The sequence below is a fragment of the Nostoc sp. PCC 7524 genome (assembly GCF_000316645.1).
Taxonomy (GTDB): Bacteria; Cyanobacteriota; Cyanobacteriia; order Cyanobacteriales; family Nostocaceae; genus Trichormus.
The window spans coordinates 2,823,816-2,849,196 of sequence record NC_019684.1 but is presented as its reverse complement, the minus strand read 5'-3'; the positions used below and the strand labels follow the sequence as shown (position 1 = coordinate 2,849,196).

The window sequence follows — 25,381 nt, the reverse complement described above, 5'->3', positions numbered from 1 at the left end:
TGAAGGATAGATGAGGGTTTTTAGAAATTACTACAACTAATACAGTTTAATTTACGGAGTAAGGAGTGGGGATTGGGGATTGGGGACTGGGAAGGAAATAAGGATAATAACTATTGACTATTGACTAACTAATGATGAACAACAAATTACGAGGGCAGCAAGCAATCCAGGCATGGGAAGATTTTGTATCTACCCCTCTAGAAGCATTATTACAGCAGCATATCAACACTGCTAGTGAATCAGCTGTCTTGGATTTATTTCATGATGTAGCTGCTGATGTGCCTGCTTACAAAGCTTTCTTAGCAGAGAAAGGAATTAATCCCGATAGTATCCAAACTTTTGCGGATTTTCAGAAACTTCCAGCGATCGCTAAAGAAAATTATATCTCGCGTTATCCTCTAACTAATTTATGTCGCAACGGGCAGCTAGAAGGTTGCGATATGATTGCGGCTTCCTCCGGTTCTACAGGTAAGCCGACATTTTGGCCTCGGTTCTTCACCGATGAATTACAAATTGCTACACGCTTTGAGCAAATTTTTTACGACAGTTTCGCCGCCGATACCAAACGCACCCTCGCAGTAATTTGTTTTACCCTCGGTACTTGGGTTGGTGGGATGTTCACTACAAATTGCTGTCGCTATCTTGCCAGCAAAGGCTACCCCATCACTGTGATTACACCCGGTAACAATAAAGACGAAATATTCAGGGTAGTGCAGGAACTAGGTGGCAATTTTGAACAGGTGGTTTTATTAGGATATCCACCATTTCTGAAAGATGTAATTGATACAGGAATTGTTCGTGGTGTGGAATGGCCACGCTATCAGATTAAATTTGTGATGGCAGGTGAAGTATTTAGCGAAGAATGGCGGAGTTTAGTAGGCGAAAGGGTAGGTTCTCAACATCCCTGCTATGATTCCGCATCACTTTACGGTACAGCCGATGCGGGAGTATTAGGCAATGAAACCCCTTTGAGTATTTGTATTCGGCGTTTTTTGGCACAAAACCCCACAGCCGCTAAAGCATTATTTGGAGAATCCCGTTTACCTACACTGGTGCAGTATGATCCAGTGAGCCGCTTTTTTGAAGTGCAAGATGGGCAATTATTATTTTCTGGCAATAACGGTATTCCCCTAATCCGGTATAACATCTTAGACACTGGGGGAATTATCAGCTATGATGCTATGCTTCAGTTTTTAGCAAACTGGGGATTCAACCCACTGGAAAATCTGACTTCTACTACTCCCCATTCCCCAAGAGGTATTCGCAAACTACCCTTCGTCTACGTCTTTGGACGCTCTAATTTTACAGTTTCCTACTTTGGCGCAAATATCTACCCCGAAAATGTCACAGTAGGGTTAGAGCAACCTGTGATTAAAGAATGGGTAACAGGTAAGTTTGTCTTGCAGGTAAAAGAAGATGCCGATCAAAATCGATTTTTATCTGTAGTGGTGGAATTAGCACCAGAGGTAGAAGGTAGTGAAGATAAACACCAAGCCATAGCTAATTCAATTCTCACCCAACTGTTGCGACTGAACAGCGAGTTCGCCAATTACGTCCCGAAGGAATACCAAACACCCCAAGTGATGTTAGCACCAATGGGCGATCGCGAATATTTCCCCATCGGTGTCAAGCATCGCTACACACGCCAGTAAGAAGTCTTTAATTTACCGCAGAATTAGGGATAATATTTTACTGACTCTACTGATACGCGATCGCCCTTGGCTTACGATAATATCTGCAAATACCTAGCAGAAAACTATCCTGCTGAATTCTCTAGATGGTTACTCTCATCTGAAACTTCAGACATCCAGGTACTAAAAACAGAACTCAGTCTTGAACCCATTCGAGCTGATGCTGTTACTTTTCTACAAATATCCAATCAAATTCTGCATCTAGAATTTCAAACTTTACCCACATCCAATCCTCCAATTAACTTTCGGATGCTGGATTACTACACCAGATTGAAACGACAATACTGGTGTCAAATTGAGCAGGTGGTAATATTTCTGCAACCGAGTACAGCAGAAATAGTTTTTCATACCGAGTATGTAGACACTAAAACCAGACATGAATATCGAGTGATTCGGATTTGGGAAGAAGATCCCACGCCACTGCTAGCTAACCCGGCACTTTTACCTTTAGCAACTTTAGCTAAAACTAATTCACCCAATACCCTCCTAGAGCAAGTTGCAGCCCATGTCGATATGATTGAAGAAACAGATGAGCGAATCAATATCTCAGCTTGTGTACAAGTGATAGCCGGGTTGCGCTTTGAGCAAAATTTGATCCGACAACTATTTCGTGAGGAAATTATGCAAGAATCTGTGATTTATCAGGATATCCTGCAAAAAGGACTACAACAAGGACTACAACAAGGACTACAACAAGGAAAACAGGAAGGGGAAGCAACGTTGATTATCCGTCAGCTTCATCGTCGATTTGGTAATCTTGATCCTCAAATACAACAGAGGATTCATGAGCTATCAACTAATCAATTAGAAAATTTAGCAGAAGCACTCTTAGATTTTTCTAGCCTAACTGATTTAATCAATTACTTAGCAGAAATATCAACCCAGGATTAGGATGTCAATCCGCTACATAAACAATGCGAACTATTGCGGAAATTAACGAGAAAATTCACCGTCAAACTGCGGTGGTGTTAACATCTGAAGAATTTAAAGCACGAGTTTTAGAAGTCGGTGTGAGTAAAGTTGCCCAAGAGGTTGATGTTGTCACCACTGGCACTTTTGAGCCGATGGAATCAAGTGGTGCAATTATTAACCTGGGACATACTGACCCGCCAATCAAAATTCGCCGTTGTTGGGTGGATGGCGTTCCCGCATACAGTGGTTTTGGCGCAGTTGATTTATATTTGGGTGCTAGCTGTGCTGTGGATACGATGGATGGGGAAGAAGTTCGGGAGCGTGGTGGCGGTCATGTGATAGAGGATTTAATCGCAGGTAAACCTGTTCACGTCAGAGCGCAAGGACAAGTTACAGATTGTTATCCCAGAGCTAGTTTTGAAACTTCTATTACCCGCGACACTATTAATCAGTTTTATTTATTTAATCCGCGCAATCTTTATCAGAATTTTATCGTGGGGGTGAATGGAGGCGATCGCCAACTTCATACTTATCTCGGCCCTCTACAACCGCGTTTGGGTAATGCGGTTTATTCTAACCCTGGTGCGATTTCTCCCCTATTTAATGACCCGAATTTACAACTTATCGGCATTGGCACCAGAATTTTTCTAGGCGGCGGTGTTGGTTATGTCGCTTGGGAAGGTACACAACACTTTCCTTTACAGAAGCGGTTAGCGAATCAAACACCGATTGGCCCGGCTGCTACTTTAGCGTTAATTGGTGATGCTAAACAAATGGATGCCCGATGGGTACGAGGTTGTTACTTTAAAAATTATGGGCCTTCGTTAATGTTGGGCGTGGGTGTACCAATCCCCATATTGAATGAACAAGTAGTAGAACACTGTGCAGTGCAAGATCAAGAATTAGTTGCGCCCATAGTTGATTTTTCCATTCCTCGGCGTGTGCGTCCGACATTTGGTTTGGTGAGTTACGCCCAACTGAAGTCCGGGCGTATCACCATTGAGGGGAAAACAGTGCGAGCCGCCCCTTTGGCAAGTGTGTTTTTATCTCGGCAAGTTGCCCTAGAGCTAAAACAATGGATTGCAGCAGGCAGTTTTACCCTCACAGAACCAGTAGCCCCGATACCGATGGAACGTTCTTTTCTCCCTCAAGACCGTTGGACAGACTTTTAGGGTGGGGGCTGGGGACTGGGGATTGGGGACTGGGGACTGGGGACTGGGGACTGGGGATTGGGGACTGGGTGTAAAAACATCCCTTTTACCATATCTAATCCTTAATACCTAATCCTCGATCCCCGATCCCCAATACCCAATCCCTACTCTTGAGTCGGCTTTGGTCGTTTTACAGGTTTCGGGATGGGTGTAGACGACGGCGAGGGCGAGGGCGATTTTGGCAAGGGTTTGGGAAATGACGAGGATTCACCGCTTGCTCTCTTGACGGGGCGTGGAGTTTCTCCTGGCCGTCTGGGAGGGAATGGTCTTCTGCCACCGCCACCACCACGAGGCCCACCACCACCTTTGAATGGAGGTCTACGTTTTTTGGGTAAGTCAGCGATCGCTTCCGCCGTTTCTACTACTAATACGTCGGCTTCTCGCTTGGCTTGGAAGTCCCAAAACTTGCCTACAGCTTTGGTGGTTAACACACCGCGCAGTTTTAATTTGAAATATTTGGGTTTGTCAGTCGGTTTACGTGGAGCCTGCTTAATTTTGACAACCAAGCTCTTCTCGTCGAAAGACTGGTAAACTACCTCGCCACGCACAGAAAAACCACCATCGGGAATACCAGATGAAGGTACTGGGGGGTTTGTAGTTGCTTGATTTTGATCGGTTGAACTCTCATCTGGTGTCTGTAATACTTGTGACTCCAAATCTGGCTCGTTTTCTTCAGTTGACTTTTTGGCCAGACTTTCTGGCTCCCAGACCCCTACAATTTGAATGTGTAAGCTGTCATTTTCTTGTCTGGTGCGGGGATAAACTACCCACAAATGATCTTTTTCTAGGTCTAGGTGATTTTTCACTAGGCTCATAATCCGACCTAGGAGGACAGCATTTAGTTCTACGCCATCTGCGGTCAGTAAGATGCCTTGAGTAAATTGGTCATCACTGGCTCGATAGCGTCCCCGAACTAATCCGATGGCTCGGTACTGCATCGGTTCACTGGGCGGCGGAATCGGCTGTTGGCGATGGGCTTCGCCCCACTGTAGGTGATCGGCTAAGTTTTCATTTGAGTTGGTTTCACTGGACTGGACAGGTGGATTCTCAACCTTAGAGGGCTGGGTTGCTGCTACATGAACATGAGCAGCTGCCTCTGTTTGAGTTTGAGGTTCCTGGGAAGGAAAAGAGTTAGAGGATTCAGGCGAAGGCATCAGGTCGGAATTCATAAAAACTCCTTGGGCGGAGACACATCCCATTGTGGGATTTTACTAAGGCAGACGGAAAGAGCGTTTATACAGATGAAAGTATATTGGCTTTTTCCAAAATTACATCAGAACACTCTATACAATTGTAAAGACGCTAAATTGGTCATTCAGAATCTAAATGTGTAATTTAGCGTCTTTACTCTAGTTTCGGAAGCATATCATAGCTTCAAATCTGATGGCTCTCCCTAAAGTCATCACTTACTTTAGCAGTGCAGATAATCATTTGTTATAAAATTCACAGGTAATTGGCTGTTCTCCGCACGGTTTTGGAAATTTTTAACTTTCTAATTTGTGTCAATAATAATGAGATTAGAGTTTTGGAGAGGGACAAAATCGTGTCTCAACCGCGCAATCGCTGGATAGTTCAAATTATTTTAGCACTGGCAGTTCTGACTTTTGTAGGTGTTTCTGTAGTTCCCATTATTGGTGCTATCAACAATACGACATCCTCAAATCAGAATCCTGCTAGCCCCAGTACCAATTCTGCCGCCTCTGAGCAGAAAACAAAATTGCAAGACACTGTGCGGGGTTATGAACTGGTTTTGCAACGGGAACCAGAAAATCAAACAGCACTCAAGGGTCTATTACAAGCGCGACTACAACTGTTAAGTTTAAAGCAAGGTAATATTCAAGGGGTCATTGAACCTTTAGAAAAGCTAGCTAAACTCAATCCCGATCAGTCAGAATACGGTGTGCTATTAGCTCAAGCCAAACAGCAAATTGGTGATAAGGAAGGAGCGGCTCAGGCTTATCGGACAATTTTGGACACGAAACCTGGAGATTTAAAGGCTTTGCAGGGAATGGTGGCTCTGTTGTTAGATCAACAACGCCCAGAAGCAGCTATTGGTTTACTGCAAGATACCCTCACTAATGCGGCTCAAGCAAACACAATTCAGCCTGGAAGTGTTGATGTAGTGGCTGTACAGGTATTACTAGGTAATGTTCACGCTAACCAAAAACGCTATCCTCAAGCTGTTTCTGCTTTTGATCAAGCCATTAAAAAAGACCCCAAGGATTTCCGCCCAGTTTTGGCTAAGGCGATGCTGTTGAAGGAACAGGGTAAAGCCGCAGAAGCCAAACCTTTGTTTGATAGTGCTGTGGCTTTAGCTCCAGCCCAATACAAAGATGAAATTAACAAAGCCGCTACTGCAACCCCTGCACCTGCACCTGCACCTGTACCCACGACAGAAAGCACTCCTCCGCAATGAGATGAGGGAGTGGGGAGTGGGGAGTGGGGGAGATGAGGGAGTGGGGGGAGATGGGGAAGAATTTCTATTTACTTCATCCCCCTCATCCTCCTCATCCCCCTCATCCCCTTATCTTTCTCAGGCTCCTTCTATAGCGGCAACAACGCCAAAAATCAAAAACAAGCATCCGCCTGCAAAGGTGAGTTGACGCTCGGAAATCCTGCCGGCAATCATTTTGCCACCAATGACTGCGATCGCAGCACAAATGGCATGACCTAAAATAGCTCCTATGGTGACACCAATGGCGTTATTTCCGGCGGCTAAGGCTATGGTGGCGATTTGGGTGCGATCGCCCCATTCTGCCATAAAGGTCAATACAAAGGCTTCGATGACAATCGATAAGGGAGTTTTTTGTTTTGGTAGCTGGGAATCGGCTTTTTCTACTGCGGCTTTAGCTTCTGCAATTTCTTCGTTCATTTCGGCTTGTGCAACCGCAGCCGTCATCCTACTAGCTTGATACAACAACTTAATACCAAAGGCTAAAAATAATCCGATTTCAGCATAATGAATATAAACTTTTGGCAGTAGAGATGCTGCTTGTCCAAATAACACTGACAGGATTGTCATTGCAGCTAAAGCAGCTACCACTCCCACAAATACTAATCGCCGTGAATGGTGCATTGCCAAAATCACAGCAATAAAAAAAGTTTTATCCCCTAATTCTGAAACTGTAATTAATAATAAGCCGGCGGTAAAAGCTGTTATCACTCTTTCAAGCTCCTGAAGAATCGTGTGTCATGTGAGCTTGAAGAGAGCCAAAAGACCTCACCAAGCTCACATTTTTTGTGAACTTAGTGAAGGTCTCGCTACCAAATCTTGAATATTTGTCATCTGAACCAGGCTTATCGCCAGTGTGTTGATTCAGATGTACTGGCTGGGAAACTTTTTGCCAGTAGCTACTCCCCTTCTGTTATAGGTAAATCTTACATCTATTGCAGGTATGAGTCAATCAATTTTGGATTTTAGATTTTAGATTTTAGATTCAATCCAAAATCTAAAATTCGGAGGGTCAAGAATTATCCTGTCACAAATATTTTGGGAAATTGATATTACAATCAAGGAAATTTTCCTCCAAGGCTGATGAAGTATCATCTGAAAACAAACTGGAGACTCCAATGACTACAGCAGCGATCGCACTCAATTACAATAATTTTGAGTGCTGTTAACAAAGCTGGGCGTAAGCAGCATAGGGCATTGAATTTGTCTAACTTTCCTCAACTGCTCCCAAAGCTTTCAGCATTACTTTTTGAGCCTCTGTAATTCCCGTGACTCCAGTGATATTCATCCCCTCATAAGGGCCACCAGTCTTGAGGGTTTTCAAGTATTTACCTGTTTTAATATCCCAAAGTTTAATAGTCTCATCAGCAATGCCAATGGCAAGAGTTTGACTATCGGGACTCCATGCTACTGAATAAACCATATTGTGATGCCCGTCTAATGTCTTCAAACAATCACCTGTGTGAGCATCCCACAGTCTAGCTGTTTGATCACCAGATGTACTAGCAAGCATTTGACCATCGGGACTCCATGATAATGAAAATACCCAATGGGTATGTCCTTGTAAAGTGTTGAGGCATTGACCCGTGCTGGTATCCCATAACTTGATGGTTTGATCAAAACTGCCACTGGCTAGGGTTTTGCCATCAGGACTCCATACCACGGAATATACACCGTGATTATGATCTGTCAAGGTAGTGAGGCATTGACCTGTGCGGGTATCCCATAACTTAATGGTTTGATCAAAACTGCTACTGGCAAGGGTGTTGCCATCGGGACTCCATGATAAGGACAGTACCCAATTATTATGCTCTTGCAATGTCTGTAAACATTTACTAGTATGGGAATTCCATAGTTTCACTGTGCGATCGCAACTACCACTAGCGAGGGTTTGGCCGTCGGGACTCCATGCTACTGCATATACCCAATTGCTATGCTCCTGTAATATTTGTTGACATTCACCAGTGCGGGCATCCCACAGCCTCACGGTCTGATCACCACTACCACTGGCCAGGGTTTGTCCATCGGGACTCCACCTCACTGAATAAACACAATCAGCATGACCGTGTAATATTTGCTGACATTCACCCGTGTGGGTATCCCACAACCTTACGGTCTGGTCGCCGCCGCTACTGGCAAGGGTTTGTCCATCTAAACCCCATCTTAGTGAAAATACTACATTGGTATGTCCTTGCAACGTGTTGAGGCATTGACCAGTTTTGGTATCCCACAACTTGACTGCTTGTTGATAACTGGCACTAGCGAGGGTTCGTCCATCTGGACTCCATGCCACCGCAGCTACTGCACTCGTATGTCCTTGTAAGATTTTCCAACATTGACTGGTTTTGATATCCCACAATCTGATAGTCTGGTCAGCACTACCACTAGCAAGGGTTTGTCCATTGGGACTCCATGCCAATGAAAATACCCAATTTTTATGAGCTTGCAAGGTTTTTAAGCATTGACTGGTTTCGATATCCCACAGCTTGATGGTTTGGTCAGCACTAGCACTGGCAAGGATACATCCGTCGGGACTCCATGCGACTAAACCGACCATACCTGTATGTCCTTGCAAGGAGTGGAAGCATTGATATATGTTGGTATCCCACAACTTCACAGTTTGATCATCACTGCCACTGGCAAGGGTTTGTCCGTCTGGACTCCAGGCTATGGAGGTGATTGCACTCGTATGCTCTGTTAAGGTGTGGAGGTATTTTCCTGTGGGGAAAGTCCACAATTTCACAGTTTGATCATCACTACCACTGGCGAGGGTTTGTCCGTCTGGACTCCATGCCACGGAGTTAACTGCACTCGTATGTCCCTCTAAGGTATTGAGGCATTGGCCTGTGCGAAGATCCCACAACTTTACAGTTTGATCATCGCTACCACTGGCGAGGGTTTGTCCGTCTGGGCTAAAAATCACTGCTCGCACATAGTTTTGATGCCCTTCACAGTTCAAAATTGGTTGACTATTTGCAGTTTGCCAGATGCAAATATTGCCGTTAGTATTCCCTGTAGCGAGAAATTGACCATTGGGACTAAATGCAACGGAGACAAATCCGCCTATGGTTTGAGTGAAAACAGATTTAGTGAGATCGGAGTAGGCAAAGTTAACTTGATGTAAATTTACTTTTTGTAGATAGGCGTGCCAAATTGGTAAATAGGAAAAGTCATATCCTGTTAAGTTAATTTGCAGGTGATAAGAAAGGTTAATTAAATTACCACCACCGTAACTTGAGAATTTCCTTGACTTGCTTTTTAATCTCCTCAGCATCAATTGCAGTTGCTGTTCAATTGCTAGTGGGGAAAAAAATTTGCGCCGGATTTGTTGGACTATTGGTTCTAAAATTAACCTGCGTTGAGTCTCTGTGACATAATCTTTAGCTGTGGTTTTCAGTAAGGCATGAGTTTGCCACAGGGGAAAATTTTCTGTTGAAATTGTTTGTTCTTCTACCATTTCAGTGCTAACCTGCTTGAGCAATCGCTCCATCACGTATTCCATGACTACAGGTTGCTGGGTATAACTGCTATCTTTTTTTTCAATTAAAGAACGCCAACTCAAAGATTCTAGTGCGTCTAATAAGTCGGCTCTGGAAACCGCAGGGATAATATCTTGATGTAACTCTTTGATGCTTGTCCATTCTCGATTAATTGCTAGCCAGTACATAATGCTTTCCTCTAAGGAAGAAAGACGTTGGAACTGTTGGTCAAGCAAACGACGAATGCCGTTGAAAACTACTGTATCTTGTTGTAAAAATTCGCTAATTTGTCCATCAAAGAGGTCTTGAATTGAGGAGGCGACTATTTTTAATGCTAAGGGAGTATTGCTGTAGCGATCGCATAATTCTTGCTTTTCTTTCTCGCTTCCCGATAATCCTTTAGTTTCTACTACAGCTTGTGCTACTTCTGGTGAACCCCGCACTAATAAAGAACGCACAGCCATATCTGCACCCTCAAAGGTAGCAATTTCGGCTGGTTTTTCTCGACTGGTAAGCACTAAGCAACTCTGATGGGCTACTTCTCCAATGATTCTCAAGAGTTCGCTATATCCTTCATAGCCTGGACGATATTTACCAACATAATCACCTTCTTGGAAAATAGTTTCCCAGTTGTCCAAGATGATTAGGCAACGTGAGGAACGGAGGTAATGAATTAATCTATTAATTTCGGCTGTGGTTTCTTCTTGATGGGAAATAAAAGCCACTATATCAGTTAACAATGTGTCTAAAGGTGGAGCGTTGCGGAGACTGCGCCAAATGACATAATCAAACTCTGGTTGTATTTGTTGGGCTAATCGTACTGTTAGGGCTGTCTTACCTATCCCTCCGATTCCCAACACTGCCACCAGTCGGCTGTTATTTTCTATAATCCATTGCTGTAATGTTTCCAGTTCTGATGTTCGTCCGTAGAAGGTGGAAACATCCATTGCTTCCCCCCAGTCAGAGCGTGTGGAGATGATCTCAATGGGAAAGAGTTCAGGCTCTGGTTGAAGTGGATCACCTAAGTCTGCGATCGCTTGCCAGTCAAGCCCCAATTTTAAGCATATTTCGAGAAAATAACCGTAATCTACAGGTTTTCCCGTTAAAAACTTGCTGATAGTTGCCAAAGCAATTCCCATGTCTTGGGCAAGACTTTTTTGGCTGGAAAAACCATTGCGTTTGAGAGATGCTCTCACGTTTTCCAGACTTTGAGGACTAACTTTGAGCGATCGCGACATACGATACAGGAAAATTCTGCGTAACAATACTTAATACACTTAGATGATCTTACTCTAAAGTCAGTCACAAGTCAGTATATTCTCAGTCTTAAACTTAGTCATCATCAAGATTTAATGAGAATGAGCTAGTTTTTAACGAATTAGTAAAGCAATTAACCTTTTTGGCGCTATCCATTGCTTTTATAAACTTTTTCGCTGTTATAAGTCTGCATTGTCATAAATTACACCAGAAATAATGTACTCCACGAGACTAAGCATCAAGTTTAGGAAAAATCAACATGAGTAAACGTAATTCCCTATTGCCTCGCGAATTTCAGACCATTGAAACATTGCTGAAAAACTTCGACATATCACTCAAGTTTGTCGCTACTGATACATCTTTATCTATCTTCACCACTCTTAATAATTTTGCCTCTGTATCTAGTATTGACTTTTCAACAGCAATCACACCAGCCTTTGGTAATGATTTCAATCCTGAAAAATTAGAAACCCTGCGTCAACAGTGGGCTACCAGTGATTTTTCCGGGTTGCCAAAATTTGAAGTTCGTTCAGCCGCAGACCTTGGAGGTGCAAGGGCTGCTTTTTCTCGCAGTACCAACACAGTCTATGTATCAGCAGATTTGTTGCGTGAAGATTCTAGCTTAATTAAGGATGTTTTACTTGAAGAAATAGGTCACTTTATCGATTCCCAGATTAATCAAGAAGATTCGCGAGGAGACGAAGGCAAAATCTTTGCCAAGATAGTTCAAGGGCTTACCCTCTCTGAGCCAGAATTACAACAACTGAAATCAGCAGATGATGTTATTAACATTACAATTGATGGTCAAACACTAGAAGTAGAAGCGAATACAGACCCAGCCGATAATCTGCAATTTTTACCGGGTAAAATTACAGACTTATTCAATTCTATTAGGACGATTCTGGAGCAAAATATTCCAGACACCGCCAATCTGCCAATTGTAGGTGATAAATTTGACCTCAAATCCCGTGTAATTGAGTTTGTTAACCAAGTTGAAACCGAAATTAAAAGTAAGCTGGAAACCCTTCAAGATAATGCAGTTGACACTATCCGGCAAGCACTATTTGATGCCTTGAACGGCGCAGGTATCCTGTTAGATTCCGATGATGAAGGTGACGACATTAGTATCAACGACATCAAGACACCCCAGGATGCTAATAGTATTGCCTTCAAATTTGACGTAGGGGTCAAACTTGATCCTGATATTTCCCTAGACGAAAATCTGGGTTCACCAAACTTAGGTTTAAATCTCGGCGGTGGACTCAAGGGTGATTTAGACATTAAGTTAAGCGTTGGCTTTGGGGTTGACAATTTCAGTAATGATCAAAATGCCATCTTTTTAGAAACCTCAGTTGCTAAAGAATTCCAAGCGAAATTTGTCGGTAAATTGGTTGATGACAGTGATCAACCCCTGATTTTAGATGGTACTTTGGGCTTTCTGCAAATCGAGGCTACTGACAGAGGGAGTATACTGACAGCTGATTTTGCGGCTGACCTAACACTAGAAGCAGGTAGCAATGTCGATGGTAATGGTCGAGTCAGGTTCAACAATTTAGAGAGTCTAGAAATTGACGCTGACCCACTCACCGTTGAAGCAGACATTAAACTATTTCTGGCGTTGCATAAATGCGGGATGAGTTAACTAAATACAGGTATTCGTCTATACTTGAGATAATGGAGTAATAAACGAATTGAATATTTAAGCATATCTACTGATTTGGAATAACATAACGTTTTGCGATGTAGACGTGCTAAATAATGACTGCCGCGTGTATTTTCTCCTTCTACTCTGGTCATGTATGTTTTGCTAATAATGTGGTCTCCTGAGTCAATAAAACTCGCGTAGACCGGCCATCCATCAGAGACATAAAAATAGCATTGCCATAAAGAAACAATATCCCATAAAGGTTGGAAGGTTTCTGCACTGTGGTCTCCCAAGACCCAAGCTAAAATATTTTTTGGAAGTGATTTACTGCCGTCCACAACCAGATTTTGTTTTTTTGACCCGACAAAAGTCTCTAATTCATCAAGCTCGCCAACCAGTGGTATTTGTTCAATTGGTGGCGCATCTGGGAGTTTTTCGCCTGCTTGTTTTACCCAATTAATGACAGTTGTGTGATGAACCCCTTTGTCACGTTCAATCGCTCTAAATCCCATGCCGTTGACATACGAGCGCAAGCAACTTTGTTTGATTTCATCTGAGTACCCTTTTGGGGGACTATAGACATCGATAAATTGGCGACCACAACTCACACAGATGTGATTCTGTTTACCTCGACGTTTACCATTTTTTCTGATCTCCGTAGACTCACAGTATGGACAATGCACAGTAGTTTACCTCAATTCCTCCCTATATTATGCAACGCCGCATTTTCCTATACATTTGAACCTCCAGCCATTCCCATTTTTGGCCCAGTATCCCTACAGTTTAAAGGAGGTGTCTTTGCTAATGCTGCGATCGCAGTCGGTTATGATACCCAAGGGTTCATAGAATATCGCCAAGGTGGTTTTAGTGATGCCAGCAAACTTTTAGATGGATTTTACGCCAGCAGACCCACCGGAGATAAAGATGAAGATGGTGAGCGAGATCATAACCTCGAACTGGGTGGTTTAATTACTGCTGAAGCACAGTTAAACACCAAAGCTGTGAACGCATCTATAGGCGGTGGTTTATCACTAACAGTCTTCATGGACTTGGGTGATGAGTCCAACAATTATACAGTTCGCGGCAGTGAAATATTAAACACCATAGAGCAGGGGCAAAATATTCTGTGTCTGTTCAATCCCAGTGGTGAATTAACCTTTATTGTCTTTGGTCAAATTGAACTAGATTTTGGCTTCTTCAGTTTCTCCCGCAAACTAGATTTAGCCAACATTAAACTCATCAGCTTTACACCAGAAGACTTTGAAGACTTTTGCATTGGTGATCCCGATCAATACTATAACGTCATTGATAGAGAACCCGCTCCCGATTCACCCCTAGCCGAACAGTTAAATGATGCTGGGGTGGTGATTCGTACAGGTACTGATGGTAATGACATTATCATCGTCGAACACATCTCTGGTGATGCCAGCAATGAAGTTGTTGAAGTTCGAGGTTTAGACCCAGAACCTAAACGCTATCAAAATGTCAAGTTGGTAGTTATTGATGCTGGTAATGGGGATGATGAAATTCGCTTCATTAACGGTGTGATTGCCCCTGGTCAAATCAAAGGCGGTAATGGTAATGACAGCATTTTTGGTGGCTTGGGCGATGACTTTATATCTGGTGGTGCTGGTAACGACATCATTGATGGTGGTGCTAAGAATAAGAGTGGCAACACGGCTGAGTATAGCGATTCCCCAGGCGGGATTGTAGTTAACCTGGCTTTAGGACAGGCTAGCAATGATGGGTATGGTACTCAGGATACTCTCATCAATATTCAAAATATTGTTGGCTCAAGGTTCAACGACTCCATTGTTGGCAACAATGAAAATAATGTGCTTCAGGGTGACAACGGTAACGATACCCTATTAGGATTAGGTGGTGATGATGTACTACTAGCAGGAGCCGGGGCTGATTATATAGATGGTGGAGAGGGTAAAGATACAATCACCTACATTGGTTCCAAAGCTGGAGTTTATGTCAACGTCTCCAATAGCAATGTAACTTTTATCTCCCCCATAGATAAAGTGTTGACCAGTCTACCTGCTAATCGAGGATTTGGGGGTGAGGCTAACGGCGACAGAATCTTTAATGTTGAGAATGTCCAGGGTTCAGTTTATAACGACATTCTCGTGGCTAGTGATGCAGCTGGGAATGTATCTGGTTTGGATGGCGATGATATTCTCGTCGCTGGCGCTCAGGCTGATAACCTGGATGGGGGCAATGGTCGTGACTGGGTGACTTACAGACGCTCTAATGCAGGTGTGAATGTCAGTCTATTGACCAATAACAACAGTGGTGGATATGCGGCTGGGGATGTGATTGAGCGAGCTAGTGATGCGAATGGTGATCCCATTGCTAATAGAAGCTCAATTGAAAACCTGGAAGGCTCCAACTTCAGCGACACCTTAGAGGGTGATATTGCTAATAACATCCTCAGAGGACTTATTGGTAATGACACATTACGAGGCAATGCTGGTAATGACACCTTAATTGGTGGTATAGGTGCTGATGTCCTCGATGGTGGTACCGGTATTGACTGGGCAGACTATAGCGAGTCACCATCTGGGGTGAGGGTAAGTTTACTTCCTGGTGCGGTTAATACTGGTGGTCATGGCGAAGGTGATACTTTCGTTCACAATGGGCAAATAGCCACGGTAGAGAATTTATTAGGGTCTGACTTTAACGATGTCCTGATTGGAGATAACGGTAACAATATCATTAACCCTGGTTTAAGCAATGGTGTTCTTGATACTGTTAATGGTAACGGTGGTAGCGATCGCTTGATCATCGATTATTCCCGCAATGATATCGGTACTGGCATTATCGGTGGCTACTTCACGGGTTTGACCAGTGCTGGGTACTTATACCGAAATGTCAGCAATAACAATAACACCATTCTCGATTCTGTTAGTTTCAGCAATATTGAACATCTCACAGTCATTGGTACAACTCAAGACGATGAGATTCGAGGTGGCCCTGGAGATGACATTCTCTTAGGTGGTACTGGAGATGACACTATCTATGGTGGTCGTGGTAGTAACGTGATTTTGGCTGATGACGGTGATGATGTTATTACAGACCAAAATGATATTAACTTAGGATTTGCCGGTACTCCTGCCGCCAATAGTTTTATTTACTTAGATGGTGGCAGAGGAATTGATACCCTATCAATTGATTTATCAGGTAAGCCAGATAATATCGTCTTAGTTAGCCTAGATCCTCTACAAGAAAATCCCAATCAAGCCTTGAGACTTGCAGATGGTAGTGCCATTACTCGGTTTGAGGTTTTCCAAGATATTGAAACTGGTGCTGGCAATGACAGACTGACTCAATTAGGGCGTGTAGATAATATTTTCCGCACTGGTGCCGGGGATGACATCATCAATTCGGGCTTAGGCATTGATATTGTCGATGGTGGCGGTGGTATAGAACCTGGTGGCGATGATGTTGGTGGTATCCAAGATGATGACCTGCTAATTGTCGATTACTCCGTGGGAGATATTGGTACAGGTATCCAATATGCAGACTTGCAGGGCTTGAATGCTTCTTTCGGTGGACGCTTATATCGCAGAGATACTGCTGGTGCTATCTTTGACCAAGTTACCTTCAGTAATGTTGAACGTTTCCGAATCACAGGCACTAGCCAAGATGATCAGATTATAGGTGGAAATAGACAGGACACTTTAATTGGTAATGGTGGTAATGATTCTATCTTTGCTAATGGTGGCAATGACCAATTAAGCGGCGGAGACGGTGACGACACTCTCATTGGTGGTAGAGGTAGTGACACCCTCAATGGTGGTGATGGTAATGATATCTTGATCGGTGTTGATTACATCAACTCTTCTGGACGTTCTGTCGGCGAGATAGATGTATTAACAGGCGGTGCAGGAGCAGATGAATTCTGGCTAGGTAATCAAGATTATTTCTTCTACAACGATTTTGTGGCCTTTAGGGATGGTAATACAGACTATGCCCTAATTACAGACTTAAATCCCAATGAAGGCGACATCATTCAACTTAACGGTACTCGTAGTAACTACACCACAGTAGTTGCTAACGGTTCTACACAAATTTTCCGTATCACCACAACCGACATTGAATTCCCTGATAGAGAACTCATCGGCATTGTTCAAGGAGTAACTGACTTTGACCTAGGTGCAAGTTATATCAGATATGTTAGTCGCCCACCTATCATCATTTTGTCTGATGATGCTACAAGTGATGATTTCTCAACAATAGAGAGTTTATTCACAGAAGACAACGAACCCCAGGTTTTGTCAGTTGATTCCCCAGTGGAGGAACCAGCCACTAATCTACTCGAAGTAGAAGACGCAAATGTTCTGGAAAATCTGGATGACAACTTCTCTGTTACCCAAACTAATGATGCTTCTACTTTGTTAAGCACATTACTAGGTGATACTGCGGGACTGAGTGACTTTAGCATTAAATTGGTAGGCGATCGCAGAGCATTTGGGACATTCCAAGATGATCCCTTTGGCTTAGGTTCTGGGGTAGTTTTAAGTACGGGCAGAGTCCAAGATTTAGCAAGTGGTAACACAGCTGATGGGGACTTTTCTCCTGGTATTAGTGTGCCTCTCAACTTTACCCGTTTGCCTGGTGTGGCAGGTGATACCAGCAACAATCAACCAGGCTCGGCTGTTTTTGTCGCTAACCTTTCTAATCTAGGATTTGATCTGCGTTCTTTAACAATAGGTGACTCAGGTAGCCCTGGTGGCAGCCCTGGTATATTTAGTGGATTTGACCTGGATGCAATCAAACTTAGTCGCACTCTTGTAACCTCAGCAGCACAGGTTCAAGCTTTACCTGGGTTAAATGTCTTTGACTTTAGTCCTTTAGGAACTACCTTTATTCCAGGAGATCAGTCTCCTACTAATAACCCAAATTTCATAGGTGATCTGGTTGGTACTATTAACGGCTACATCCATAATGGAAGTGCTACCCTAGGGAGCTTTGATGGCACTGGTTCAGTTAGCAATCCCAAGGGTTTTGCTAGCTTAGGTGTTAATGGCAAAGTAGGATTTGACCTCACATCAGCTGTATCTCCCGGACAGCCTCTGTATCTTTACGTTGCTGAAGCTGGTAACAATGGTGAAAATTTAGACGGAAATATTTCTGTTTCCAATCGCTCCCTCAGTGGACTCAACGACCTCAGCACCGACTTTGGTCTACCAGGGGCAGCCAATGACACTATCTCGATGCAAATCGAGTTTGTCGCTGACCCCACAGCACCATTAGTTTACTTCCAGTTTGTCTTCGGTTCTGAAGAGTTTGTTGAATTTGGCGGTAGTCAGTTTAATGACGAGTTCAGCTTGAAGTTGAACGGTCTGGATTTGGCTTTATTAAGTGATGGCGAAGCAGTTACAATCAACAATCTCGCTCCCACTCCCTTTGGTTATCACCCAGACTTTATCTATAATCCAGTCGGAACAGGCCCAGCCAGTGAGCAAACTAAGCTTGATGGTTACACCAAGGTATTAACCTTTGTCGGCCCCACCATCCCCAATGAGAAAAATACCTTAGTTGTGACTGTCAAAGATGTCCGAGATGGTTTGTTAGATTCGGCTGTGTTCTTGAAAGCTGGCACATTGGGAACAGTTGATCCCTCTGTCACAGTGATGCCGGGTGTATCTATTACCACACGCAGTGAAGACGGTTTGAGTGTGGCAGAAGGTGGTAAAGTGGATGGCTTCTTGGTAGCACTGAAATCTGTACCTACAGATACTGTCACTATTACCATTGACCCAGATAAACAGCTAGATTTAGGTCAAGGAGGCAACAACCCAATCACCTTGATATTTACGCCACAAAATGCTTTAAATCCGCAGTTTGTCAGTGTCACGGCGGTAGATGATTTGATTATAGAGGGAGATCACACTGGTACGATTACTCTCAATGTCAGCAGTAATGACTCTGGCTACAATCAACTACCACTTTCTAACCTGACGGTAGAAATTGAGGATAATGATGAGTTTAATAGAATCATGGGTACACCAGGCCGCGATACTCTAGTCGGCACAGATGGCCCCGACATGATTATTGGACTCCAAGGTCAAGACATCCTCACTGGTGGCCGTGGATACGACCGATTTGTCTACATTAATTTAACAGACCGGGGAGATATCATTACTGACTTTACCTTGGGTGAAGACCAGATTGACATGAGCCAACTATTGAGTAACTTGGGTATTAGTTCCGCCAATGTTGGGTTTAATAATGTAGCGCAAGGTACGCAAATCACCTTAAATACAGATGGTGTGTTCCGTCCGTTTATTTTGGTTCAAGGCGAAGGTATTAATACCAATACATTGAATAATCCCAATAACTTTATCTTCTAGTGCTGATTTGAGCCAAAAGCACTTCCTTTTGGCTCAAAATGTCTTAACTGTTGTGGAAAAATATTTTACAAAGGTGGAATTTAATGACTCTTTCTACATTCACTAACCGCGCAATTTTGACTAGCATTATTAGTGTTTTGGGGTGGGTGACTCCTGCTCAAGCTGCTATTCTCAACGGTGGCTTTAGCAATGGTTTAAGTCAATGGGAAACTACTGGAGATGTCAGTATTTTCCAAGGACAGGCTTTGTTAACAAACGCATCCTCGACTCTGGAAGATGATTTTCCTGAACCTGCTGGCAAGTTCAATTTCTCCAGTACAGAAGTAAGTTATATCGGTGATTTAGAAACTTTTGTTGGTGTTAACCCTTTTGATTTAGGCGAATATGCCACTGAAGGTTCTGCCCTCAAGCAAACATTTACAGCTCAAGCTGGGGATATTTTAAGTTTGAACTGGAAATTCTTAACTAATGAAGAAACACCAGATGTATTCGGTACTAATGATGCGGCTTTTGTTATCCTGAAAAATCTTGACTCAGCTATATCTACTGTGATTGGTTTAGGAGATACTAACGGTGTGTTTGGTTCCCCTAGCACTAATTTAGATTTCCTCGCAGAAACAGGAATGAATATCTTCAAATCTCAACCGCTAGCAGCTGGCAATTACCTTTTAGGTTTTGCCATAGTTGATGATTTTGATACCAGTGTGACATCTGCGCTACTTGTTGGTGATGTGAAACTTCAGTCTGATATTACCCGGACTGTTCCTGAACCAGCTATGACTCTTAGTTTAGGTGCAGCATTTGGTTTGCTGGTATTGCAGAAATTACAACAACGTCAAAAAGGTTACTTTTAATGTCAGAGGTGTAGGGGACGAATGGCACGCTTGTAAAGCTGAAACCTCGTCAGGGTAGGGTGTGGGAGGTGTGGGGAGAACGTTCTCCTCCTCTTCCCCCTCTCCCCACACTCAAAAAGCCAGTTATGCCCAATGCCCAATAACTACTCCCCAAAACACATTTGATAGTCTTCTGTAGTGACACTGGGGCTATTGGTGAGATAATCAGCTAGGCGATCGCAAGCTCGATTGAGTAGTTGAGTTAAGTCGGGGGTTTGTAGTTCTATCCCTTCTAAGTTCCACAGTTTGACTGTGGCATCCTGTCCCCCAGAAACCAATAGTTTACCATTGGGACTAAAACTCACACTCCTCACACCACCTTGATGTCCTTGAATTTTTTTTAACACAGTACCGTTGGCAACATTCCACAGTTTAATGGTGCCATCATCACTAGCGGAGGCGAGAGTTTTAGCATCGGGTGAGAAATTGACATGAAAAACTAAATCATTATGTCCTTGCAGGGTGCGGAGTAATTTACCCTCTAAGTTCCAGAGTTTAACTGTCTCATCTTGGCTAGCGGAGGCAATGGTTTGACCATCAGGAGCAATGTTAACACTCCAAATACTGGCACTGTGACCTTGTAGGGTTTTGAGGAGTTTGCCGTTGAGGTTCCAGATTTTGATAGTTTTATCAGCACTAGCAGAAATAATTCTCTTGCCATCGGGGGTAAATTTGATATCTGTCACCCAACCGTTATGTCCTGAGAGGGTATTGAGTAAGCGCCCGTCTACACTCCAGAGTTTGATGGTTTTGTCGGCGCTACCAGAAGCGAGGAGTTGATTATCTGGGCTGAAATTCATGGTTGTTACCCAATGGCTATGACTTTGCATGGTGTGCAGCAAAGCGCCATCGCGATCGCGAATTTGAATACTTTGATCAGCACTAGCTAATGCTACTGTATTACCATCAGCACTAAAGCTGACGCTGGTGACATCAGGAATGGGAGAAGTTAAGGTTTTGGTTAGTTGCCCGTCCAAAGTCCACAGCCGCATGGTGTTATCAGAACTCAGGGAAGTAATGGTATTACCATCATTGATAAAGTTCACACTATTGACGCTGCCTTTATGCCCATAAAAAGTTTTGGGTATTGTTCTATCTACATTCCATAGCCTGACAGTATTATCATCACTAGCTGAAGCTAGAATGCTACTGTCTGGGTTAAAACTGAGGCTGTTGACTTCATGGTTATGCCCAAGGAATGTTCCCAAAACATTACCATCCCTTGACCAAAGTTTAATGGTTCTATCAGCACTAGCTGTAGCAATCATCTGTCCGTCGGGGGAAAAAATCACTCGCCAGACAGCTTCTTGATGTCCTTCCAGAGTTCTGAGTAAAGTACCGTTACGACTCCACAGTTTTACGGTATTGTCGGCACTAGCGGAAGCAATTGTCTTACCATCAGGGCTAAAACTCACACTCCGCACCTCTTTGGTATGGGCTGGGATAGTAGTTAACAGACGGCCATCTACACCCCATAGTTTAATTGTGCCGTCATCGCTGGCGGAGGCGATAGTATCCCCTTCTGGGGAAAAATTGACGGTATTCACTTCCCCACTATGTCCGTTGAGGGTGAGTAGTAGCTGTCCGTCACGCGTCCAAAGTTTGACGGTATTATCAGCACTACCAGAGACGATAATCTTATTATCTGGGGAGAAGCTGACACTATTAACTGCACGACTATGACCGTTAAGAGTGGTGAGTAATTGACCGCTACGATTCCAGAGTTTAATGGTACTGTCAGCACTACCAGAAACTAACAGCTCACCATCAGGGGAAAACATGATGCTATTGACCCCATCGCTGTGATTGGTGAGGGTAGTGAGTAAATTGCCATCCTTACGCCAAATTTTAATTGTATTATCTGCACTACCAGCAGCTAATATCTCTCCATCTGGTGAGAAACTGACGCTAGTTACCCAGGAATTATGTAGAAAGCGATTGCGTTCTTGGGTACTGTAGACAGCTTGTTGCAGGATAGTTGTAGTTTGATTGCGGATATCTGCGGGGACTCCTAAATAAATTTTTTGGACTTCCTTACCCGCTTGGACACTTGCTAACAATGCTTCTAACTGCTGATGGGACAGTAGGTAATTCTGAGAGAGGGAACTTACCGCCTGAATTTCCCGTAACTGGGCTTTTTGGGTTTGTTGGTAAGCAAACACAGCTAAACCAAAAGCCGTCAATCCCAGGGTGCTGATAATAGCTACAGCCCTTTGTGCTTGTCGGAGGCGATTTTGTTCTTTTAGCTGTTGTCGTCGTCTTTCTTGTAAACCAGCTGCAATGAAGTTCTGCACATCCAAAGACAGCTCATCAGTGTAATTGAGATAAATTTCTTCTGCTTCTGCGAGCCTAACACCTTGCAGTAAAAAGTCTGGTTGACGGTTATGTTGCTGCCATAAAGTAGCAGCTTGTGCAATTTGACGTAGCGATCGCAATCTACTACGATTTTCCTCTAACCACCAGCGTAGTGTTGACCAGTGGCGAATCAAAATTTCATGGGCTACCTCTATTGTGACGGAGGGGGTGGGGAGTTGGGAGTTGGCAGTGGGGGATGGGGAGGCGGTTCTATGTTGTCCCTCAATGATGTCGTCTTCGACATTCACTACTACCAACTTGGCAGCAATTAATATCTGCAATGTTCTTTCCACCAAAGCCACGGGATATTTTTTCACCATTAGCTCTGATTTCAATACCCGCCGTCTAGTATCTTCTGTACCTTCACCCAACTGAGTCAGGGCTAAAAAAATCCACCGGGCGCATTCTTGAGCTTCTGGTTCTAAACTTTCGTAGACTGCTTGGGCTTTCTTTTCTAGTGTGCCTTTAATTCCACCCAAATATTGCTGGTATGCCTGTAAACTAATGACTCCTTGCTCACGATACTCCCATAACTGTTCCAATACAAATTCCAGTAATGGCAAATACCCAGGTGAGTAGTCTAACTCCTGTAACAATACCTCGACTAATTCTGACTCTAGTGTTAACCCGACTTGTTCGGCAGGGTGCAGAATAATGCGACGATATTCTTCTTGATTTAAGCATGGTGGTAGCAGGACACTTGACTGCTGCAACAGCTTGGCTAATTTTGGTACTTCTAAACAAGAGGCAATAAAATCAGCCCGTAGAGTAATGATCAGTTTAAACTTTTCTGGCGATCGCTCCAGTGTCCCTAAAATAATTTCTAAAAACCTGTACCTATCTTCATGAGGAGCCAGGGTAAATAATTCTTCAAACTGGTCTATAACTAAAACTAACATTGGTTCGGAACGCTGCTTCACCCAATGGGCTAAACCTGCCGCACCTTGATACAACATTCCTTCCAATTGCGCGTTTTGATAGGCTTTTTCGCGTTCAGTCCCGCTATCAACCAAACATCGGGATAAAGCTTCTAGGGGATTGGCACCAGGGCGAAAGCTTCTTATCCACCAATCTTGACTACCAAGTAATTGTTTACCCCGACGCAGTTGCGCCATGACACCCGCCTGCACCAAAGAAGATTTCCCACTACCAGAGGCTCCCACCACAGCAATAAATGATTTTCTCTCTAAGTCAGCGATAAGTTGCTGGGTGAGAATTTCCCTACCATAGAAATACTGAGCATCTTCTTCACAAAAAGCCTGTAATCCCCGATAAGGGCAAATTCCTAAATCAATGGTGGTTTTTGACTGATTGTTCCTATTACTCCGACTAGCGGGGATGATTTCAATTACCCCTTGACTACCAGATAGCCAAATCTGCAAAGGTAGGGAAGTTTGGCACCATATTTGTTGTAATTGGCTAATCCAAACCGCAGCTGATAAACTCGATTGCCCTTGAGCTGTTTCCAGACTGGAGTGTAACATTTGGGCAAATTGTTCTGGGTTGTCTGGTGATGAAGCCGCAGCAATGATACACTGTCCTTGCTCAAACCCTAGTTGTAAATCTTCTACCCAATCCGGTAGAAGTGCATAACCGTGCTGTCCTATGGGAGAATCTAGAATGATGATTTGTTGGCTATAAGGAGAGCGTCGGAGTTGTTGCCTTAACCAAGAACGACTCAGACGAATATTTTCAGCCACTACCAATGCAGGTTCTCCAACTTCAGTAGTTTCTAAGCGTCCACGTAAATATAACAGGACTGTCGCCAAATTTTGTTGCTGGTTTGGCGGCTCTATAGTTTGCAGACAGGTTTGAATTGTAGTTTGTAAATCTTGGGTGGTGTTGGCTCTTGGCCAATACTCTATCTCAAATCCACCAACAGCACACAGAAGTTTGCTAAAAGCCAGGGTAGTTTGATTAGTTGTCAATCCTTCTACAATGAGTGCTTGGCGAGAATCAGAAACTTTCACCGATGCAGGTTTGATACCTAAAATCACCTCACCCACGCCTTCCACAATCCGTTTAGGCGTTTGCAATGGATATTCCGAGTAAAGTTTGGTGTCTCCTCTGGTGCGATTTTGTTGATTAATCAGTCTTAATTGTTGGTTGGTTTGTTCGATATATTGCTTAGTTTGCTGATAAACATATCGATAAAGTCCGTCAGCATCAATTAAACCTTGACTATCAGCCGCCTCACCCCGCAAACCCCGCATCAAGTAATATGTAAACACCCCATGCCCCAGTTCGGGAAATTCCCAAGATTGTTGATTGGTGTCACAAGACAGCAAGGCATAAAACCCTTTACTCTGTTTGGCTTTTTGGCGTAATAATTCTACAATCTGCGGTGTTGGGTTAGATGGGGTAGGTGGGGTGATTTCACTTTTTGCACCCCGGAATGTGAGGCTACCGCTATGACAAGCATCTAACCAAACTAACTGGGTTTGTGCCTGACTATTGCCTAACAGTTGTAAAAGTTCTTGTAACCCTAAACCCGTGTTGAGTAAGTCGTCTGTTTGAGTATCTGCTAGACACAAAATTGCCTGCTGGGAATTTGGTTCTAGCATTCCGTGACCGGAGAAATAAAATAAAATTGTGTCTTGTGGTTGAGCTGCCTGAGTAATTTGAGTTAAGCTCTCACGCACTTTAGCTAGTAGGGGCTGTAGAGCCACAAAATCATGGTGAATGTAGTCTTGCTTGTGGGGGAAACCTTGAGTTGCATCGGCTAAAGCTGTTGCTAAACCTTGGCAGTCAACAGCCGAGTAGCGTAATGATGGTAGTCTCTCATCTTGATATTGGTTGACTCCCACTAGCAACAACCAAAGTTTCGCTTCTCCGGTTTTTAGGGTATGAGTTAAGTGACTGGTAGTGATACCGAGTGGAGACATTGTTTAAAATTCAAAATTGCCTACAAAATTTAAAATTCAAAATTGAGCAAGTGTGAATATACAGTTATGTGTATTATTTGTAATCTTAGGTCAGGAGATACTTGAGATATAGTTATAATTGTGATTTATCCGATTAATTTTCGTATCGGCTATTGCTCTACAGATACTATATTGACATACCGTTGTCTCTGATTGCTGCATTTATACTACACAATAGGATGAACTTTGTTGTCTACAGT

The 25,381-nt window shown here is 43.4% G+C and carries 12 protein-coding genes; 7 read left to right on the top strand and 5 right to left on the bottom strand.

What is annotated here, in order from left to right:
• Positions 1–134 precede the first annotated feature (134 nt).
• The 3 genes from NOS7524_RS11325 (at position 135) to NOS7524_RS11315 (ending at position 3,775) form a co-directional block, all read left to right on the top strand.
• The gene (locus NOS7524_RS11325; RefSeq protein ID WP_041555702.1) at positions 135–1,652 is read left to right on the top strand and encodes a phenylacetate--CoA ligase family protein; all 1,518 of its coding nucleotides are present in this window, start codon (positions 135–137) and stop codon (positions 1,650–1,652) included.
• Between the two features lie 66 nt (positions 1,653–1,718).
• Positions 1,719–2,582, top strand: a complete 864-nt coding sequence (locus NOS7524_RS11320; RefSeq protein WP_015138621.1) for a DUF4351 domain-containing protein — start codon at positions 1,719–1,721, stop codon at positions 2,580–2,582.
• A 23-nt stretch (positions 2,583–2,605) separates the two neighbouring features.
• Entirely contained in the window at positions 2,606–3,775 is a 1,170-nt protein-coding gene (locus NOS7524_RS11315) for a homocysteine biosynthesis protein (protein WP_015138620.1), read from the top strand.
• Positions 3,776–3,918: 143 nt separating this feature from the next.
• Here the strand turns inward: NOS7524_RS11315 and NOS7524_RS11310 are convergent, their stop codons facing one another.
• On the bottom strand, positions 3,919–4,983 hold the full coding sequence (locus tag NOS7524_RS11310; RefSeq protein WP_015138619.1) for a hypothetical protein: 1,065 nt from the start codon (positions 4,981–4,983) through the stop codon (positions 3,919–3,921).
• 374 nt (positions 4,984–5,357) lie between these two features.
• Here NOS7524_RS11310 and NOS7524_RS11305 point away from each other — a divergent pair, with 374 nt between their 5' ends.
• Positions 5,358–6,230 (top strand): tetratricopeptide repeat protein, encoded by an 873-nt coding sequence (locus tag NOS7524_RS11305; RefSeq protein WP_015138618.1) that lies wholly within the window; start codon positions 5,358–5,360, stop codon positions 6,228–6,230.
• A 117-nt stretch (positions 6,231–6,347) separates the two neighbouring features.
• Here the strand turns inward: NOS7524_RS11305 and NOS7524_RS11300 are convergent, their stop codons facing one another.
• The gene (locus NOS7524_RS11300; RefSeq protein ID WP_015138617.1) at positions 6,348–6,977 is read right to left on the bottom strand and encodes a TMEM165/GDT1 family protein; all 630 of its coding nucleotides are present in this window, start codon (positions 6,975–6,977) and stop codon (positions 6,348–6,350) included.
• A 496-nt stretch (positions 6,978–7,473) separates the two neighbouring features.
• On the bottom strand, positions 7,474–11,010 hold the full coding sequence (locus NOS7524_RS11295; protein WP_235622425.1) for an eIF2A-related protein: 3,537 nt from the start codon (positions 11,008–11,010) through the stop codon (positions 7,474–7,476).
• 251 nt (positions 11,011–11,261) lie between these two features.
• Here NOS7524_RS11295 and NOS7524_RS27795 point away from each other — a divergent pair, with 251 nt between their 5' ends.
• The gene (locus tag NOS7524_RS27795; protein ID WP_015138615.1) at positions 11,262–12,644 is read left to right on the top strand and encodes a hypothetical protein; all 1,383 of its coding nucleotides are present in this window, start codon (positions 11,262–11,264) and stop codon (positions 12,642–12,644) included.
• Here NOS7524_RS27795 and NOS7524_RS11285 read toward each other — a convergent pair.
• Positions 12,641–13,330 carry an IS1 family transposase gene (locus tag NOS7524_RS11285; RefSeq protein ID WP_144050861.1) on the bottom strand — a complete coding sequence of 230 codons (690 nt, stop codon included), beginning with the start codon at positions 13,328–13,330 and terminating at the stop codon, positions 12,641–12,643. The two genes, NOS7524_RS27795 and NOS7524_RS11285, sit on opposite strands and share 4 nt — an antisense overlap.
• Between NOS7524_RS11285 and NOS7524_RS11280 the strand changes: the two genes are divergently transcribed.
• Positions 13,238–19,009, top strand: a complete 5,772-nt coding sequence (locus tag NOS7524_RS11280) for a choice-of-anchor L domain-containing protein (protein WP_235622424.1) — start codon at positions 13,238–13,240, stop codon at positions 19,007–19,009. The genes NOS7524_RS11285 and NOS7524_RS11280 overlap by 93 nt on opposite strands.
• A gap of 83 nt (positions 19,010–19,092) precedes the next feature.
• Entirely contained in the window at positions 19,093–19,863 is a 771-nt protein-coding gene (locus NOS7524_RS11275) for a hypothetical protein (protein ID WP_015138612.1), read from the top strand.
• A gap of 143 nt (positions 19,864–20,006) precedes the next feature.
• Here NOS7524_RS11275 and NOS7524_RS11270 read toward each other — a convergent pair whose 3' ends face one another.
• Positions 20,007–25,142 carry an nSTAND1 domain-containing NTPase gene (locus NOS7524_RS11270; protein WP_015138611.1) on the bottom strand — a complete coding sequence of 1,712 codons (5,136 nt, stop codon included), beginning with the start codon at positions 25,140–25,142 and terminating at the stop codon, positions 20,007–20,009.
• Positions 25,143–25,381: the final 239 nt, after the last annotated feature.

Coding starts and splice junctions, on each gene's coding strand:
- NOS7524_RS11275 (WP_015138612.1), top strand. CDS start 19,093: ATGACTCTTTCTACATTCACTAACCGCGCAATTTTGACTAGCATTATT.
- NOS7524_RS27795 (WP_015138615.1), top strand. CDS start 11,262: ATGAGTAAACGTAATTCCCTATTGCCTCGCGAATTTCAGACCATTGAA.
- NOS7524_RS11315 (WP_015138620.1), top strand. CDS start 2,606: ATGCGAACTATTGCGGAAATTAACGAGAAAATTCACCGTCAAACTGCG.
- NOS7524_RS11325 (WP_041555702.1), top strand. CDS start 135: ATGAACAACAAATTACGAGGGCAGCAAGCAATCCAGGCATGGGAAGAT.
- NOS7524_RS11270 (WP_015138611.1), bottom strand. CDS start 25,142: ATGTCTCCACTCGGTATCACTACCAGTCACTTAACTCATACCCTAAAA.
- NOS7524_RS11310 (WP_015138619.1), bottom strand. CDS start 4,983: ATGAATTCCGACCTGATGCCTTCGCCTGAATCCTCTAACTCTTTTCCT.